At 42.7% G+C, this 17407-nt stretch carries 16 protein-coding genes; all 16 read right to left on the minus strand.

Annotated elements, in window-relative coordinates:
• Positions 1-5: 5 nt before the first annotated feature.
• The gene (locus ACO5E4_RS05810; RefSeq protein WP_448758032.1) at positions 6-614 is read right to left on the minus strand and encodes a CDP-alcohol phosphatidyltransferase family protein; all 609 of its coding nucleotides are present in this window, start codon (positions 612-614) and stop codon (positions 6-8) included.
• A gap of 17 nt (positions 615-631) precedes the next feature.
• The gene (locus ACO5E4_RS05815) at positions 632-2494 is read right to left on the minus strand and encodes an SLC13 family permease (protein WP_485862382.1); all 1863 of its coding nucleotides are present in this window, start codon (positions 2492-2494) and stop codon (positions 632-634) included.
• A gap of 39 nt (positions 2495-2533) precedes the next feature.
• Positions 2534-3133, minus strand: a complete 600-nt coding sequence (rnhB, locus tag ACO5E4_RS05820) for a ribonuclease HII (RefSeq protein WP_485862383.1) — start codon at positions 3131-3133, stop codon at positions 2534-2536.
• Complete coding sequence (lpxB, locus tag ACO5E4_RS05825) at positions 3126-4310, minus strand: lipid-A-disaccharide synthase (protein ID WP_485862384.1); 1185 nt, start codon at positions 4308-4310, stop codon at positions 3126-3128. Before lpxB ends, rnhB begins: the two co-directional genes overlap by 8 nt.
• An 80-nt stretch (positions 4311-4390) precedes the next feature.
• A complete protein-coding gene (lpxA, locus tag ACO5E4_RS05830) occupies positions 4391-5179 on the minus strand; it encodes an acyl-ACP--UDP-N-acetylglucosamine O-acyltransferase (protein ID WP_296026964.1) in 789 nt (262 codons plus the stop codon).
• A gap of 19 nt (positions 5180-5198) precedes the next feature.
• On the minus strand, positions 5199-5609 hold the full coding sequence (gene fabZ, locus ACO5E4_RS05835; protein WP_485862499.1) for a 3-hydroxyacyl-ACP dehydratase FabZ: 411 nt from the start codon (positions 5607-5609) through the stop codon (positions 5199-5201).
• A 130-nt stretch (positions 5610-5739) separates the two neighbouring features.
• Positions 5740-6771 (minus strand): UDP-3-O-(3-hydroxymyristoyl)glucosamine N-acyltransferase, encoded by a 1032-nt coding sequence (lpxD, locus tag ACO5E4_RS05840; RefSeq protein WP_485862385.1) that lies wholly within the window; start codon positions 6769-6771, stop codon positions 5740-5742.
• A complete protein-coding gene (locus ACO5E4_RS05845) occupies positions 6771-7349 on the minus strand; it encodes an OmpH/Skp family outer membrane protein (protein ID WP_454905400.1) in 579 nt (192 codons plus the stop codon). The genes lpxD and ACO5E4_RS05845 overlap by 1 nt, the downstream gene beginning before the upstream one ends.
• Positions 7350-7448: 99 nt before the next feature.
• Entirely contained in the window at positions 7449-9854 is a 2406-nt protein-coding gene (bamA, locus tag ACO5E4_RS05850; RefSeq protein WP_485862386.1) for an outer membrane protein assembly factor BamA, read from the minus strand.
• Between the two features lie 26 nt (positions 9855-9880).
• Positions 9881-11215, minus strand: coding sequence for a sigma E protease regulator RseP (gene rseP / locus ACO5E4_RS05855; RefSeq protein WP_485862387.1), 1335 nt, complete (start codon positions 11213-11215; stop codon positions 9881-9883).
• A 10-nt stretch (positions 11216-11225) separates the two neighbouring features.
• Positions 11226-12095, minus strand: coding sequence for a phosphatidate cytidylyltransferase (locus ACO5E4_RS05860; RefSeq protein WP_485862388.1), 870 nt, complete (start codon positions 12093-12095; stop codon positions 11226-11228).
• Between the two features lie 14 nt (positions 12096-12109).
• On the minus strand, positions 12110-12829 hold the full coding sequence (uppS, locus tag ACO5E4_RS05865) for a polyprenyl diphosphate synthase (RefSeq protein ID WP_485862389.1): 720 nt from the start codon (positions 12827-12829) through the stop codon (positions 12110-12112).
• A gap of 22 nt (positions 12830-12851) precedes the next feature.
• The gene (ispC, locus tag ACO5E4_RS05870; protein ID WP_485862390.1) at positions 12852-14057 is read right to left on the minus strand and encodes a 1-deoxy-D-xylulose-5-phosphate reductoisomerase; all 1206 of its coding nucleotides are present in this window, start codon (positions 14055-14057) and stop codon (positions 12852-12854) included.
• Positions 14058-14166: 109 nt separating this feature from the next.
• Entirely contained in the window at positions 14167-14724 is a 558-nt protein-coding gene (frr, locus tag ACO5E4_RS05875) for a ribosome recycling factor (protein WP_296026946.1), read from the minus strand.
• A 41-nt stretch (positions 14725-14765) separates the two neighbouring features.
• Positions 14766-15488: a UMP kinase gene (pyrH, locus tag ACO5E4_RS05880; RefSeq protein ID WP_314115991.1), complete on the minus strand. Its 723-nt coding sequence runs from the start codon at positions 15486-15488 to the stop codon at positions 14766-14768.
• Positions 15489-15641: 153 nt separating this feature from the next.
• Positions 15642-17300 (minus strand): putative transporter, encoded by a 1659-nt coding sequence (locus ACO5E4_RS05885; protein ID WP_485862391.1) that lies wholly within the window; start codon positions 17298-17300, stop codon positions 15642-15644.
• Positions 17301-17407: the final 107 nt, after the last annotated feature.

The raw sequence follows: 17407 nt of genomic DNA on the forward strand, positions 1-17407 counted from the left end.
TGCTCCTATTCATTACCCACTTCGGCTAAGCCGAACTTCACGCGTTTTACACAGGTGGCAATTAACAGAATGATGGCAATCCAAACCAGCCAATAGAGAAAATCCGGTAAAACCGGGACGAAAACATAAACCAAGCCCAACACACCGAACAAAAACGCCCGATCACTTTTGCCTAACGGACCATCATAACGACGCGTTTTTCCTTGCACCTGTCCAAGCACACCACAAAATTCCGTCAATGCCGACAACCAAATGATCAAGCCGATTTGTAACGCATCAAAAGGAGAAATAAAAGCGAAAGGTAAATATAACGCCGCATCAGACACCACATCGGTGATTTCATTTAGGTATCCGCCCAAACGGGATTTTTGGTTAAATTCACGCGCCAACATACCATCAATGGCATTGAGTGCCATGCGCACGAACAACCAAATAGGAATTAAAATAAAAAGCCAGTGATAACCGGAAAGTGCGGTCAAAATTAGCCCTAAAATAACAGAAATGGTACACGCGGTTAAGGTGACTTGATTGGCAGTCACACCACGTTGCTCCAGCTTTATCACGAGTGGACGTAACAAATTTTGGAACTTAGGTTTCAGATCATAAATACTCATCGCATTCTCCTTAAATATTAAAAAGGAAAGAGTAAAGGAATAAGAAATACGCTCACCAACATGACTAAAAGAGTGAACGGCACGCCAATTTTGACAAAATCGGCAAATTTATAACCGCCGGGGCCGAAAACCATGGTATTCACCGGCGATGACACCGGCGTCATAAACGCAGCTGAAGCAGCGATGGCCACCACCATCGCAAATGGCATCGGGGACAAATTGAGTTGGTGCGCCATCGTAATGGCAATGGGTGCGATCAAAATTGCGGTAGCCGTGTTAGAAATGAATAAACCGACAACGGCAGTGAGAATAAACAGGCTAATTAAAATCCAATGTTTGCCCATGCCACCCACTAAATTCAACATGAACTCGACAATCACCGATACCCCGCCGGTTTTCTGTAACGCCAACGAAAATGGCATCATCCCGACAATCAGCACAAGGCTTGACCAGTGAATTGAATCATAGGCGCTTTTGCTATCCACGCAACGGAAATAGCCTAGCATTAAGCAAGCAATGAGAGCGGCCACCACATTTGGAACGACACGGGTTACCATCAGCAGCACCATCACCAAAATACTCAACAACGCATAAGGCGCTTGGCTTTGTGCCGGCACCGCACGGGTGATTTCACTCGGATAATTCAACACAAAGAAATCTTTGCTGTGGCTACGCATTTGCTGGATGAGTTTCCAATCGCCAATCACCAGCAATAAATCCCCGGCTTTATAGGGCGTTTCAACAAAATGCCCACCAAGCACTTCACCGTCACGCTTAATGCCCACCACGTTCAAACCGTATTTGGAACGAAAAGCTAGTTCTTCAGTCGATTTTCCGATACAGTCGGAATCCGGCACTAAAATTAATTCCGCCATGCCAATCGAACTGGCTTGCTCGGAAAAAAACTGCGCGCGAATTTCCGCCCGCTCTAAATAATATTCCTGACAAAAGGCTTTTAAATTAAATTCAGGATCACTGCTATCCATCAATAAAATATCTTTCTCACGGACGTCTGAGGAACCCAACGCTGCAATAAATATCGGGCGAAAACGCTTCCAACGCTCAATTGCCAACACATTCAAACCAAATTTAGAACGTAAATGTAATTCATCCAGATTTTTACCAATCAGCGGAGAGCCTTTTTTCACCACAAAACGCTGCGTGCGTTGTTGCAAACCATACTCATGAATCAAATCACTCATGGAACGTTTATCCATGCTATTAGTTTCATTTTCTTTATCGGACTTTAACCAACGACGGGCAACCAGCATATAGCCGATCCCCATAAACAAAATCACCAAGCCAATAGGCGTAAAATCGAAGAATTTCAAACGCATATCGGTTTCGCGGACCAACTCGGCATTCACCACCAGGTTGGGCGCTGTCGCAATCAACGTCAACATGCCGCTGATAAGCCCGGCAACGCTCAGGGGCATCATCAAACGTTTCGGAGAGATATTCATTTGGCGGCAAATCATCAGTACCACGGGAATGAAAATAGCAACAACCCCCGTGGAACTCATGAAAGCGCCTAGCCCTGCCACAGCTAACATCATGAAAACCAATACACGTGCTTCACTGTTATGAGAAGCTTTTAACAGCCATTCACTCACTTGATACGCCACACCTGTGCGTACCAAGCCCTCCCCGACAATGAACAATAAGGCAATCAGAATAATATTGGGGTCACTAAAACCGGCAAACACTTCTTGTACGGTTAAAATGCCACTGAGGCTGAACGCCAACATCACCAAAATGGCGATGACGTCCATGCGAATGCGGTTACGAATGAAGAGAATCACGGAAGCAATAAGCAACAACAGCACCCATACCCAAGGTTCCGGACGGAAAGAATCCAGTAAGCGGGTAAATTGGTTCATGGCGTCCTCCGTGCTAAAAATGGGCAAATGTAGGTTAAATTATAGCGATTCTAATAATTTTTTAACAGGCGCAAAGCTACGGCGATACTGTGGTAAAAGGCCAAATTCGGCGATTTTTTCCAAATGCAATTTCGTTGGGTAGCCTTTGTGTTGCGCAAAGGCATATTGTGGATATTGTTGATCCAATTCGAACATTTCCTGATCCCGTGCGACTTTTGCCAAAATAGACGCAGCGCTAATTTCCGCCACTAAAGCATCCCCTTTAATAACGGCTTGAGCAGGTATCGACAAATTCGGCGGAATCCGATTGCCATCCACCAACACAAAGTGCGGTTGAATTTTCAAGTGTTTTACCGCCCGTTCCATAGCAAGCATGGAGGCATGCAAAATATTTAACTCGTCAATCTCGTGTGGTTCAGCCCGACCGAGCGCCCACGCGAAGGCTTTTTGCTTAATTTCTTCCGCTAACAATGCACGTTTTTTTTCCGACAGCTTTTTAGAATCGGCAAGTCCCTCAATAGGATTGTTCGGATCCAAAATCACCGCTGCTGTCACCACCGCACCGACTAAAGGCCCGCGTCCCACTTCATCCACGCCGGCAATTAGCGCATAGCCCTGTGGGTACACAAACTTATCCATGAAATGGCTCCAATAAATCAATCACTGCTTGGGCGGCTTGTTGATCGGCATTGCATTGGATCATTTGGTGCAACTCGGCAAAACGTTGTAATAAAACATGGCGATTTTGCACCGCACTTTTGTCCTCACTTAAATAGTGGGACAATTTTTCTGCCAAATTCGTCGGATTGCAGTCTTCTTGAATTAATTCCGGCACTAACATTTCATCTGCCAGCAAATTAGGTAAAGAAACGTACTTAGTTTTCACCAAGCGTTTGGCTAAGAAATAGGTGAAAGGTTTCATACGATACCCCACTACCATCGGGGATTTACATAACATGGCTTCTAACGCGGCCGTACCGGAGGCGAGCAAGGTTGCCTCGGCGGCGATCATGGCTGCACGCGCATTACCATCCAATAAAATCATGTCCAATTCCGGCGCAACGCGTTGTTTGATTTGTTCAAATTGCTGACGACGTTTTTGATTAATTAACGGCACAAGAAATTTAACATCCGGATAACGCTGATGTAGCAGTTGCGCGGTTTGCAAGAAAGGTTCACTAAGAAATTCCACTTCAGAACCACGGCTTCCTACTAACATCGCGACATAACGTTGTGTTGAGTCTAAATTGAGTAATTGGCAGGCTTCCTCGCGATTCGGTTTCAATGGAATGGCATCTGCCATAGTGTGACCAATAAAACGACAAGGCACATTGAAACGATCATAAAAGGCTTTTTCAAAAGGCAAAAAGGCAAGCACCAAATTGGTTGCCGCAGCGATTTTATACACGCGTTTTTGACGCCATGCCCACACGGACGGACTCACATAATGAATGGTTTTAATGCCCCGTTGTTTGAGCTTCAATTCTACGTCTAAGTTAAAATCCGGCGCATCAATGCCAATGAAAATATCCGGTTTTAATGCCGATAATTGCTCAATGATACTGCGGCGAATTTTGAGTAAGCGTGGTAGATGTTTCAGCACTTCCACCAAGCCCATCACGGATAATTCTTCCATATCAAACAGGGTTTCAAATCCTTCGGCAATCATGCGTTCGCCACCAATACCGATAAATTTGGCGTTCGGGTAACGCGCTTTCAGGGCGTGAATTAAACCCGCACCGAGAATGTCACCGGAGACTTCGCCTGCGATGATTGCAATGGTTGGAGAATGATTGAGGGATATTGAATTTGGCATAGTCAAAACTCTGAAAAAAACGACCGCTCTTTTGGTCATGAAAAAAGAGCGGTCGGCAATGGATGAATTGATTAAAAGGATTAACGGATAATGCCGCGGGTGGAACGCTTAAAGAAATCCAAGAAGAAACTGATCGCTGACTCTGTGGCAGCAATTTGTTCAATTTCCGGCATCACTTCATCTAATGTTTTACCGCTACGATAAATCATTTTGTAAACGTTACGAATCGCATGCATCGTCGGTTTATCAAAACCGCGACGTTTTAACCCTTCAATGTTCACGCCGAACGGTTGCGCATGGTTGCCTTGCGCCATGACATATGGAGGCACGTCTTGGCTGACCATGGAGCCGCCACCCAACATCACATGAGCACCTACGACAACGAATTGGTGAATCGCAGACATTCCGCCGACAATGACGAAATCGTCCAATTCCACGTGCCCGGCGAGGGTGGCGTTATTGGCTAAAATACAGCGGTTTTTAATCACGCAGTCATGTGCAATATGGACGTTAATCATGAATAAGTTGTCATCACCGATTTTCGTCACACCGCCACCTTGTACTGTACCACGATGAATGGTAACACTTTCACGAATACGGTTACGGTTACCGATCACAACGCGTGTCGGCTCACCTTGATATTTAAGATCTTGGTTCACCTCACCGATGCTGGCGAATTGATAAATTTCATTATCTTCACCGATGCGTGTATGCCCATTAATCACAACATGGGAATGAACGATGGTGCCTTTACCGATCTCAACGTCTTTGCCGATGATGGTAAACGGGCCGATAACCACGTTTTCACCAATTTTTGCACCGTCTTCAACAATGGCCTGCGGGTGAACTTTAGCGGTTGGGTGAATCATATTTATCCCCTTTTCTGAATTACGCTACGCGACGAGCACACATTAGTTTTGCTTCACAGGCCACTTCACCGTCAACGGTTGCTGTGGCGGTAAACGCGGTAATACCACGGCGTTCTTTAATCACTTCAACATGTAATACCATTTGATCGCCTGGAACAATCGGACGTTTAAAGCGGGCTTCATCAACACCGGCGAAATAGAAAATTTCACCACCGGCCAACTCATGGGTTTTAAACGCTAAGATGCCCATAGCCTGCGCCATGGCTTCAAGAATTAACACGCCCGGTAAAATAGGATTTCCCGGGAAATGACCGGTAAAATAAGGCTCATTCACACTGATATTTTTAATCGCAGTCAACCATTTGCCTTCTTCAAAATTAAGCACTCGATCCACTAACAAAAAAGGATAGCGGTGTGGCAATAATTGCATGATTTCATGAGATTCGATAATTCTTGAAGTTTGTTCAGTCACGGGATTACCTTTTAATATTAAATAAGAGACAAAAAATACGCATTAAATTATACGTTATTTAACGCATCAACACAAAATGAACGAAACGTCACTCATCTGATTTCAGTTTTTTCTCAAGGGCTTTAATGCGTTTATTTAAACCATCAATGCCAAGCGTCAATGCCGCGGTTTTGCGCCATTCTTTGTTGGTTTGGAGCGGAATACCGGAAGAATACACACCCGGTTCGGTAATCGGACGCATGACCATTCCCATGCCGGTAACCGTCACTTGATCACAGATTTCCATATGCCCGTTAATCACGCTTGCGCCGCCAATTAAACAATAACGTCCTACGGTTAAACTGCCTGCCATAATCACCCCGCCGGCAACTGCGGTCCCCGTGCCGATATGCACGTTATGGGCAATCTGACAAAGGTTGTCGATAATCACGTTATCTTCAATCACGGTTGCATCTAATGCGCCACGGTCAATACAGGTACAAGCACCAATTTCGACGTGATTGCCGATAATCACTTGTCCGACTTGCGGGATTTTAATCCATTTACCGCGTTCATTGGCATAACCAAACCCATCACTACCAATGACTGCGCCGGATTGAATTAGGCAGTGCTCACCAATTTCAACCTCATGATATATGGATACATTCGCCCAAAGTTGGGTGTGCGCGCCAATTTTAGTATTTTTACCAATAAAGCAATTTGCGCCAATCACCACGTTATCGCCAAGCACAACGCCGGATTCAATCACACTGTTTGCACCGATAGAGACATTTTCACCTAACAAAACGTCGTCAGAAATGACCGCACTTTTTGCAATTCCGCTTGCTGCTTTTGGGGTGGTATCCATATATTGTGCTAATTTTGCATAGGCAACATAAGGATCTTTCACAATAAGCAAATTACTTTCCGGTGAACAAAATTCCACATCCGCTTCAGACACCACCAAAATACCCGCCTTTGAATGTGCCAGTTTTTCACGGAATTTGGGATTAGAAATAAATGTTAGCTGATGTTTTTCTGCTTTATCTAAGGGAGCGATATTACTCACAACAACATCGGCGTTACCATGAATGGTAGCGCCGATTTGTTGTGCTAATTCCAAGAGGGAATAGGTCTTCATTATTTAGCCTGTGTAGGAATTGCTTTTAATACATCTTCTGTGATGTTTTTACCGTCAACTGCAAAAACAACGGAACGATCATCAAGCACTAAAGTGTAATTTTTTTGTTTCGCTACGTTATTCGTGGCGGTTTGAATGCTTGCAATCATTTTTGTTGTTTCTTCATTTTCACGTTTTGCATAACTTTCCTGGAAAGCTTTTGCTTTTTGGTCATGCTCAGTAATTAATTTATTAATAGCGTCTTGTTCATCATTAGCAAATTTATTAATTTCATCTTCGCGTTTTTTGATGTCTGCAGAACGTAATTTAGGTGCGTCTTTCTGTAAAGCCGCCACTTTTGCTTCAACTTTCTTTTGAACATCCGCAATTTTCTCATCAATCTGTTTTTTGTTTTCTGCTAATTTATCCGCAGTTGGTTTGAATTCTGCCTCTAATTTTTCAGCAACAACTTTACGATCCGGATGATTTTGGAAAAGATAATCTGCGCTTACAAAAGCGATATTTTCTTCTGCCATTGCTAAAGAAGAAGTGAAGGCTAAAGCTAAAGAAAGTGCAGTTAGTTTTACAGTTTTTTTCATTTTTTTATTTTTCCTTTTAGTAAGTTAAACATTAAATTCTTCTGTGCCAATGTCTTGGCACAGATATCTCTTTATATCAATTCGATTAGACTGTTCTGTTTAGAACGATCCACCAATACTGAACTGGAATTGTTCAATATCATCATTTTCATATTTCTTGATTGGCTTAGCATAAGAGAATACTAACGGGCCAATCGGAGACTGCCATTGGAATGAAACACCTGCAGAAGCACGAATACGAGAAGGATCACCATAATCAGGTAAGTTACTATTAAACTTGCCTTTCTCTGATTTCCAGTGTGTATCCCATACGCTCGCTGCATCAACGAAGAAGGATGTACGAACAGAATTTTGATTTTTCTCTGCAACAAACGGCGTTGGTACAATTAATTCCACGCTAGCTGTGGCCATCGCGTTACCGCCAACCACATCACCATTTAACTTATCGTCATTATAACAGCTAGGGGTTGTACTCACGCCACGACAAGCCGCTGAGATTGGCGTTTTAGCATAAATCGCTTGTGGACCAATCGCACCATAAGAAAAGCCGCGTAAACTGCCAATACCACCTGCTGTATAAGTTTGATAGAACGGTAAACGTTTACCACCGAAACCATCCGCATAAGATGCTCCTAAACGTCCAGACAATACCCATGTCTGATCACGGTTAAGCGGGTAGAACCCTTGAACATCGGCATTGAGTCGATAGTATTTATTATCAGAACCAGGAATCGTAACCTTACCACCGATAGATGCTTTAACCCCTTTAGTTGGTAAGAAACCACGGTTCAAACTGTTATAATTCCAACCGAATGAAACATCATAATCGTGAGATTTAAACACCCAGTCATCAAAGTTCATAGAGGCTAAATACAAAGCTCGATTATATTCAGGGGTAATATTTTTTAATTTGTTATAGGCGTAACCAACACCAAGATAGTAGGCATTGTTTTCATTGACCGGGAAACCTAAGGTTAGGTTACCACCATAAGTTGTACGCGCATAAGCAGCTGATGTTGAATTTTTTGAGTTATCAAAGCTTTCAAAGAAAACATTTCCGCCCAAACTTACACCATCCTTAGTGAAGTATGGTTCTGTATAACCTAAATTTACACTTGTACCGTAATCATTACGGGAACCGGCCAAGCTAAGAGAAGACCCCATACCCAAGAAGTTATCTTGTTTAATGCTGGCTTGGTAACTTAAACCACTTTCTGTACCATAACCGATACCAAAATTAATACTACCAGTATTACGTTCTTTTACCTTATAAATAACATCAACTTGGTCACTGGTTCCTTCAACGGCTTCAGTACGGCTTTCAACGGTCTCAAAAAAGCCTGTACGATCCAACCGCACTTTACCTAATTCAACTAAGTCGGTAGATAACCAACTCCCCTCTTGCTGACGCATTTCTTGGCGCAAAGTACTATCCGCACTCACAGTATTACCTTCAAAACGAATTTGACGCACGGAATAACGTTTACCGGCATCAACAACAAAACTTAAGCCAACCGTTTTATTCTCATCATTAAAATCAGGTTGCACATTCACTTGCGCACTACCATAACCACGTTCACCAAGTGTTGCTTTAATACTTTCTTCAACTAACTGTACATCACTACGACGAAACGCTTCCCCAACATGAATTTGCTTAAGTAACGGCGCTAATTTTTCCGCCATACCGCCAACATCACCCACAATACGTACGCCATTAACGGTATATTTTTCTCCTTCAACAATATCAATTGTTACTCGAGCTTCAGTTTTTTCATTGTTTAGCTTCACATCGGTATTAGCAATTCCGACTTTTGCATAACCACGATCAAGGTAATAATTTTTAATTGTTTCAAGATCTTTAGTGAATTGGGTAGAATCAAACTTGTTACCAAAGAACTTCCACCAAGCATCCGGTTGAAGCTCCATTTGGTCTTCTAATCGATCACTATCAAAAGCTTGGTTACCGACAAAAGTAACATCTTTCAACAATGCCACATCATTTTCGGTTACTTGAATCTTAATTTCCGCACGGTTATTGGGTAATGGGTTAACAATCGTTTCGACTTTTGCATTATAACGACCAACACTATGATAGTGCTCCTCTAAGCCTTTACGAAACTCTTCTAATTTTTCACGATTCAACACATCGCCTTTACGAAAACCATTGGAATCTAAGTTTTGCTTTAATGCATCGTTTGGAACAGATTTATTCCCCTCAAACACCACATCAGAAATAATCGCTTTCGGCATAACCGAAATAACCAACGTACTTCCTTGCTGTGATGCTCTCACATCATCATACTGACCAGTTAGGAACAAATTACGGACGATATTAGAAATATTGGCATCATTAATTTTTTGGCCAATTTTTACCGGTAACGAGGCAATAATCTGACTTTCACTACCAGCCTGAACACCGTCAACACGAATATCTTGAACTACAAAAGGCCCCGCAAGTGCGGCGGTAGAACCAAACAACAAACTTACAAGTAAAAGTTTTTTCATCGTAATTTCTATCCTGTATAAAAATACTAATTTAAACGTAAAAAATCATTAATCAGTCCAAATCCCATTAACATCAACAATAAGATGGCACCGATTCGATAGCTGATATTTTGAACATGTTCGGAAACCGGCTTTCCTTTAAGCGCTTCTAATCCTAAAAAAACTAAATGTCCCCCATCAAGCACAGGCAATGGGAAGAGATTCATGATCCCTAAATTTACACTAATAAGCGCAAGAAAACTGAGGTAATAAACTAATCCTAACTCAGATGATGCGCCTGCACCTTGCGCAATAGAAATCGGACCACTTAAATTATTCAAAGACAACTCGCCAACCAATAATTTCCCGATTATTTTTATGGTTAGCCAAGAGAGTTGAAACGTCTTCTCAGCTCCCTTCTGTAAGGATTCAAACATATCATACTTTAATTCAGTACGATATTCATCAGGCACAGGGGAAAAAGTCGGGGAAATACCAACAACTAAACGCTTTTGGTCATTCAGTTCTGGCGTAATAGTCTTCATCAACCACGCCCCATTACGCTCGATCTTCACAGATAATGGATTACCTAATTCCACTTGCTCAATAAAATCCTGCCATCGTATCGGTTGACCATCTGCCCAATATAATTTATCACCGACCAATAATCCCGCTTTTTGTGCAGGGGAATTCTCGACAACCTTAGACAAAGTCATATCGACTTTAGTTCTAACCGGTAACATACCAAGAGAACTAAAAGCTGTTTCTTTTTCAGGGTTAAAATTCCAGTGAGATAAATCTAAGATTCTATGCTGTTCAATATTCGAACCGAATTCAACTAAGGTTAACTCTACTCTACTTTCACCAATTTTAGTTGCCAAAAGCATATTGATGGTTTCCCAATCAGGCGTAGCAACACCATCAATTTCAGTAATTTGCGTTTTTGGCTGAACCTGCGCCAGCTCTGCAATAGAACGAGGTTTTATATCATCAATAACCGGTTTAACGCTTGGAATTCCGATGGTATAAATCAGAAAATAAGCAAAAATGGCAAACAAGAAATTTGCGAACGGACCGGCAGCAATGATAAAAGCACGTTGGGCGACCGTTTTATGATCAAAGGCCTGTGATTTTAAGGTCTCAGGCACCTCTTCATTGCGTCCGTCCAGCATTTTGACATAGCCCCCAAGCGGAATGGCTGACACCGCAAATTCCGTTCCTTGTTTATCAGTACGCAACCAAATGACTTTGCCAAAACCAATAGAAAAACGATGGACTTTTACACCGCACTTTCGTGCCGCCCAGAAATGGCCATATTCATGCACCGTCACTAAAACGGCAATCACAATCAAAAATGAAACGGTTGACCACAAAAATGACATATCGCCAATCCTATAAGACAAAGAAATAGAAGTAGGCAAAGAATGGAACGGCAGCGGTTAAGCTGTCAATGCGATCCAAAATGCCACCATGCCCCGGAATTAAATGACTGCTATCTTTGATACCGCTTTGGCGTTTAAACATACTTTCCGTTAAATCGCCTAAAATAGAAATGGCAACGGTTGCCACTGACAAAGCAATAAAGGCTTCGGACGAGACATTCGCAGTCAAACGTTGTTGTGCTATATTCACAAAAATGGCTGCAACAATGCCTGCCAGCACTAAACCGCCAATCGCCCCTTGCCAAGATTTTCCCGGAGAAACTTTTGGTGCCAGTTTGTGTTTACCAAATTTACGACCGACAAAATAAGCACCGGAATCTGCCACCCAAACCAAAACAAACACATACAACAACAGCATAATGCCGTGATAAGGCGCTGCCACATAATGATCTAAACGTAGTAATAATACGCCAATTAAAAATGGAATAAGGGTAAAGAAACAGAAAAAGAATTGTAAAACGGAATGCTTGCCCCAAACGGTACTACTTTTCGGGTAGGTCACTACAAAAAATAAGGCCACCAGCCACCAAATAACTGCGCCTAATAAAATCGGCTGCGCATACAGTTCAAATACACGACCCGCGTCTAAATAATTGCCTTCCCCATAGATCCAGAGGAATAAAAAGGCAGCACTTAAGCCGGTGATGGCATAGCGCCAAAAGGTTGGTTGTTTGAAATTAAAGAACTGGGTCCATTCCCAAACACCTAATACCACAACAACGCCCAAGGCGAGAGCAAAATAATAAGGTAAGAATAAAAATAACGCCGTAAAGACAAGGGCAATTAACACAATTGCCGAAATAACTCGTTGTTTAAGCACAATATATTCCTCAATTATTCGGTCCCGCCAAAACGGCGATGACGTTGTTGATAAGATAAGATTGCCTGATGAAACTCGGCTTCATTAAAATCCGGCCACAGCACATCAGAAAAATATAACTCTGCATAGGCTGTTTGCCATAACAAGAAATTGCTAATGCGTTGTTCACCGCTGGTGCGAATCAATAAATCCACTTCAGGCTCATCTTTCGTCACCAAATGTTGCTGCAATAAAGCTTCATTAATGTCTGCGACGTTAAGCTGTTGCGCTTGAACCTGTTCTGCCAACTGCTGTGTTGCTTGAACGATATCCCAACGTCCGCCATAATTTGCAGCAATATTTAACGTAAGTGCGGTGTTATTTTCCGTTAATTTTTCCGCTTTTTTGATTTTTTCCTGCAAGCCTGCACTAAAGCGGGAAATGTCGCCTAAAATTTTCAAACGAATGTCATTTTTATGCAGTTTTTTTACTTCGAAATCAAGCGCCTGCATAAATAAATTCATTAATGCGCTCACTTCTTGCTCAGGGCGGTTCCAGTTTTCACTACTAAACGCATATAAGGTTAAATATTTCACCCCAATTTTGCGAGCATAAGACACGGCTTCACGTACTGCCGCCACGCCGTTTTTATGTCCAAAAACGCGCATTTTTCCTTGTTGCTTCGCCCAACGCCCGTTGCCGTCCATAATAATTGCAACATGTTGCGGAATATTATTCCGATCTAATTCTGTCATTATCCCTTCTCAATACAAAACATCAATGTGACCAATGTGCCAATTGTTGTCGCGCATAGTCACGCGCGGCACGATCCACTTCCAACACATCATCAATCTGTTTGATTTGTTGCAACGGCATTTGTTCCACGACAGCCTGATTCAGTTTGGCAATATCCGTAAATTTAATTTGGCATTCTAAAAAGGCTTGTACCGCCACTTCATTCGCCGCATTCATGGCAGTAGTCGCATACTGCCCTGCCGCAAAAGCTTCTACCGCCAGTTTCAAACAAGGATAACGTTGATAATCCGGTGCTAAAAAAGTCAGCCCATTTAATTGGTAAAAATCTAACGGAGCGACACCGGAAAAAGTGCGGTGCGGATACGCCATAGTTTCCGCAATCGGTGTGCGCATATCAGGGTTCCCCATTTGCGCAATAACGCTGCCATCAATGTAGCGTACCATGGAGTGAATAATGGATTGCGGGTGAATAATGACTTCCATTTCATCGGCGGTCGCATTAAACAACCAACGAGCCTCAATATACTCCAACCCCTTGTTCATCATCGTTGCGGAATCCACAGAGATCTTCTTGCCCATAGACCAGTTAGGATGCGCCACTGCCTGTTCCGGTGTAATACCGTCAAATTCGCTTAACTCCGTATAACGGAAAGGCCCCCCCGAACCAGTCAGCACGATTTTACTGATACCCAAATCTGCCAACGGGCAAAATCCGATGTGTTGTTGCGCCTGCGGAGGCAACGATTGGAAAATGGCGTTATGTTCACTGTCCACCGGCAATAATTGCGCACCATAGCGTTTCACCGCATCAATAAAAATCTGACCGCAAGTGACCAATGCTTCTTTATTTGCCAGTAGCACTTTTTTACCGGCTTTCACTGCTGACAACGTTGGCAACAATCCGGCTGCACCAACAATCGCTGCCATGACCATGTCTGCATCAGGATGTGCGCTTAATTCGCAAATCGCTTGTTGACCGGCAAATACTTGCGTTGGAAGCTGATGTGCTGCCAATTTTTCACGCAGTATTTTTGCAGAATGTTCATCTGCCAAAGCAACAAAGTGCGGTCGAAATTTAAGGCATTTTTCAAACATTGCATCCACATTGGAACCTCCGACTAAAGCAAACGCCTCATATTTGTCCGGATTGTGTTCAATCACCGAGAGGGTGCTATTACCGATGGAACCTGTCGCGCCAAGAATCACGACCTTTTGTTTGTTTTGCATAAAATTTCGACCGCACTTTATCCATATTTCGGATGGGCGGAAAACCTTACCCATCCACATAAGAAAAGACGCAGTAAGGCACTGCGTCTGATGTTACCTGTTTTTATGATTAGAAATCGAGCAATTCTTTTTCTTTTTCCGCTAACACTTCATCAACTTTTTTGATGAATTTATCGGTAATTTGTTGAATCTCGGTTTCAGCCTTGTGCTGATCGTTTTCACTGATTTCTTTATCTTTTAACAAGGCTTTGATTTTATCGTTAGCATCACGGCGCACGTTACGAATCGCGACTTTGCCTTGCTCGCCTTCTGATTTCACAATTTTAATCAAATCACGGCGACGTTCTTCTGTTAATGGCGGAAGTGGCACGCGAATGGTTGTGCCGGCAGAAGACGGATTCAAACCTAAATCAGAGGTTAAAATGGCTTTTTCTACCGCTTGAATCAATGAACGATCAAATACAGTCACTGCTAAAGTACGGGCATCTTCTGCCACCACGTTGGCTAATTGACGCAATGGTGTCGCAGAACCGTAATAATCCACTTGAATGGCATCCAACAAACTTGGTTGCGCACGGCCGGTACGAATTTTTGCAATGTGGCCTCTTAATGCTTCAAGGCTTTTTTCCATGCGGTCTTGCGCATCTTTTTTAATTTCGTTAATCACAGTTATTCCTTTTTAAGTTTTAAATAGATGAAACAAATCTTTTAGTCTTTTGCACAAATGAGCGTGCCTTCTTGTTCACCGGTAATTACACGGCGTAACGCACCGGGTTTTCCCATATTGAACACACGGATTGGCATGCCATGGTCACGCGCCAGTGTGAAAGCCGCCAAGTCCATCACTTGTAATTCACGATCGATAACATCGGCATAAGATAAGTGCGAGTACAAAACAGCATCAGGATTTTTTGCCGGATCACAATCATAGACACCATCGACTTTGGTTGCTTTTAACACGACATCCGCTTCAATTTCGATACCACGTAAGCAGGCAGCGGAATCTGTGGTAAAAAACGGACTACCTGTCCCACCGGAGAAAATGACAACGCGTTTTTCGCGTAACATTTTGATTGCTTCAGACCAGTTGTACGTATCGCAAATGCCGTTTAATTGAAATGCCGACATTAATTTTGCATTCACATCCGCACGGAAAAGCGAATCACGCATTGCCAACCCATTCATAACGGTGGCAAGCATTCCCATATGGTCACCGACCACGCGATTCATTCCGGCTTTAGCCAATTTAGCACCACGGAATAAGTTGCCTCCACCTAAGACGACACCTACTTCCACGCCCATATCAATGAGTTCTTTAATTTCTAACGCCATTCTATCTAAAATGGAAGGATCGATACCGAATCCATCATCACCTTGCAAGGCTTCGCCGCTGAGTTTTAACAAAATTCTTTTATAAATCGGTTGGCTCATCTCATTTCCCTTTTGTCTTCACAAAAATTGGCTCATTTTAATAGATCTTATCTACCCTGTGAAGTCAACATGAGGAAATAGCGCCCTTAAATAAAGAAAAAAATGACCGCACTTTTAGAGAAAGTGCGGTCATTTTTAAACGTGTTTTTCTTATTATGTAAAACTCCAGAGTAACAATGCCAGCAATTGTGGAGAAACAATACGTAAGAACATCGCCAATGGATATACTGTCGCATAAGAGAGAGAAGCTGCACCGCTACCTTCTTTAATAGAATTAGCAAATGCCAATGCAGGTGGATCCGTCATCGAACCGGCAAGCACACCACAAAGAGAAAGGTAATTTAATTTGCTGTATAAGCGTGCGATAACTGCGGTAATTAATAATGGCACTAACGTAATAACGATACCGTAGCCCATCCATTCCAATCCACTTCCGTTTAATAAGGTATCCATAAAACTGCCGCCGGATTTTAACCCAACAACAGCCAAGAACAAGACAATCCCTAACTCGCGTAACGCCAAGTTAGCACTTGGCGGCATAAACCAATACAGTTTACCGATCGTACCAATGCGTGCCAAAACTAACGCAACCACTAACGGTCCACCAGCTAATCCCAATTTTAACGCCACCGGGAAACCGGGAAGATAAAAAGGAATAGAACCGAATAACACCCCTAAACCAATCCCAATAAACACCGGCAACATTTGTACTTGTTGCAATTTTTGCTCAGCATTACCAATCACAGAGATGGCGTTATTCATTATGTCGGTGCGACCCACCATGTGTAATACGTCACCGAACTGCAAAGTTGTATTGGCAGTCGGTACCAATTCCACACCGGCACGGTTTAAACGGGAAATGACGACACCGTATTTTTGATGAATACCAAGGGATTTAATTTTTTTACCCAACACTTTTTCGCTGGTCACCACAACCCGTTCGGAACGAATCTCCCCACCCTTGGTTGAAATCGGCATATCCAGCTCATCGCCGATGATTAAGCACATTTTTTTCAATGCGCTCCGCTCTCCCACCAAATGCAACACATCATCCAAATGAATTTCAGAACCAGCTTTTGGCACGCAAATATTGTTACCACTTTTCAAGCGTGAACACACAATATCCCCTTCACCAAACCCTGGAATATCGATAAGACGCAAACCATCTAAGTTTCTATTGGTCACTTTCACATCAATAGTGGTTAACGTGTCTTTATCCTGCCCACTTTCATGTTGGAAATGTTGTTCTTCTTCATCGACTTTAATTTTAAAGAATAAACGTACCAACCACATGGCAAGTAAAATACCGCAGATCCCAAACGGATATGCCATAGCATATGCCATCCCCATTGTTGACGTGGCACTCTTTAAACCAAGCTCTGCTAAAATTTGTTGCCCCGCCCCTAATGATGGCGTGTTAGTTACCGCACCGGAATAAATCCCTAAAATAATGTCTAACGGCACATCGGCAAGCTTGTGAATGAGAATCACCGAAATCCCACCAAGCAACACAATCAAAAAGGCAAAACCGTTAAGTTTTAGCCCCGAACGTCGCAAGGAAGAAAAGAAACCCGGCCCCACTTGGATCCCAATAGTATAAACAAATAGAATCAAGCCAAACTCTTGCACGAAATGTAATGTGTGCGTGTCTAATGCCAATCCGTACTGATTGGTAAAATGCGCCACAATGATCCCACCAAAGAGCACCCCGCCTACACCAAAACCGACACCTTTGATCTTCCAATGACCGATCCATAAACCGATCACGGCGACCAGGGCGAGTAGGCTAATCGTAATAGCAATATCGCTCATATTTACCCCAAATAAAATTAATTATCACAAATTATAGCAACCTCATTTTTTTTAGGGAAAACAAACACAAAAAATGAAACCTCTATCACATTTTTTCTTGCCTAATG

This window comes from Aggregatibacter sp. (assembly GCF_057314075.1).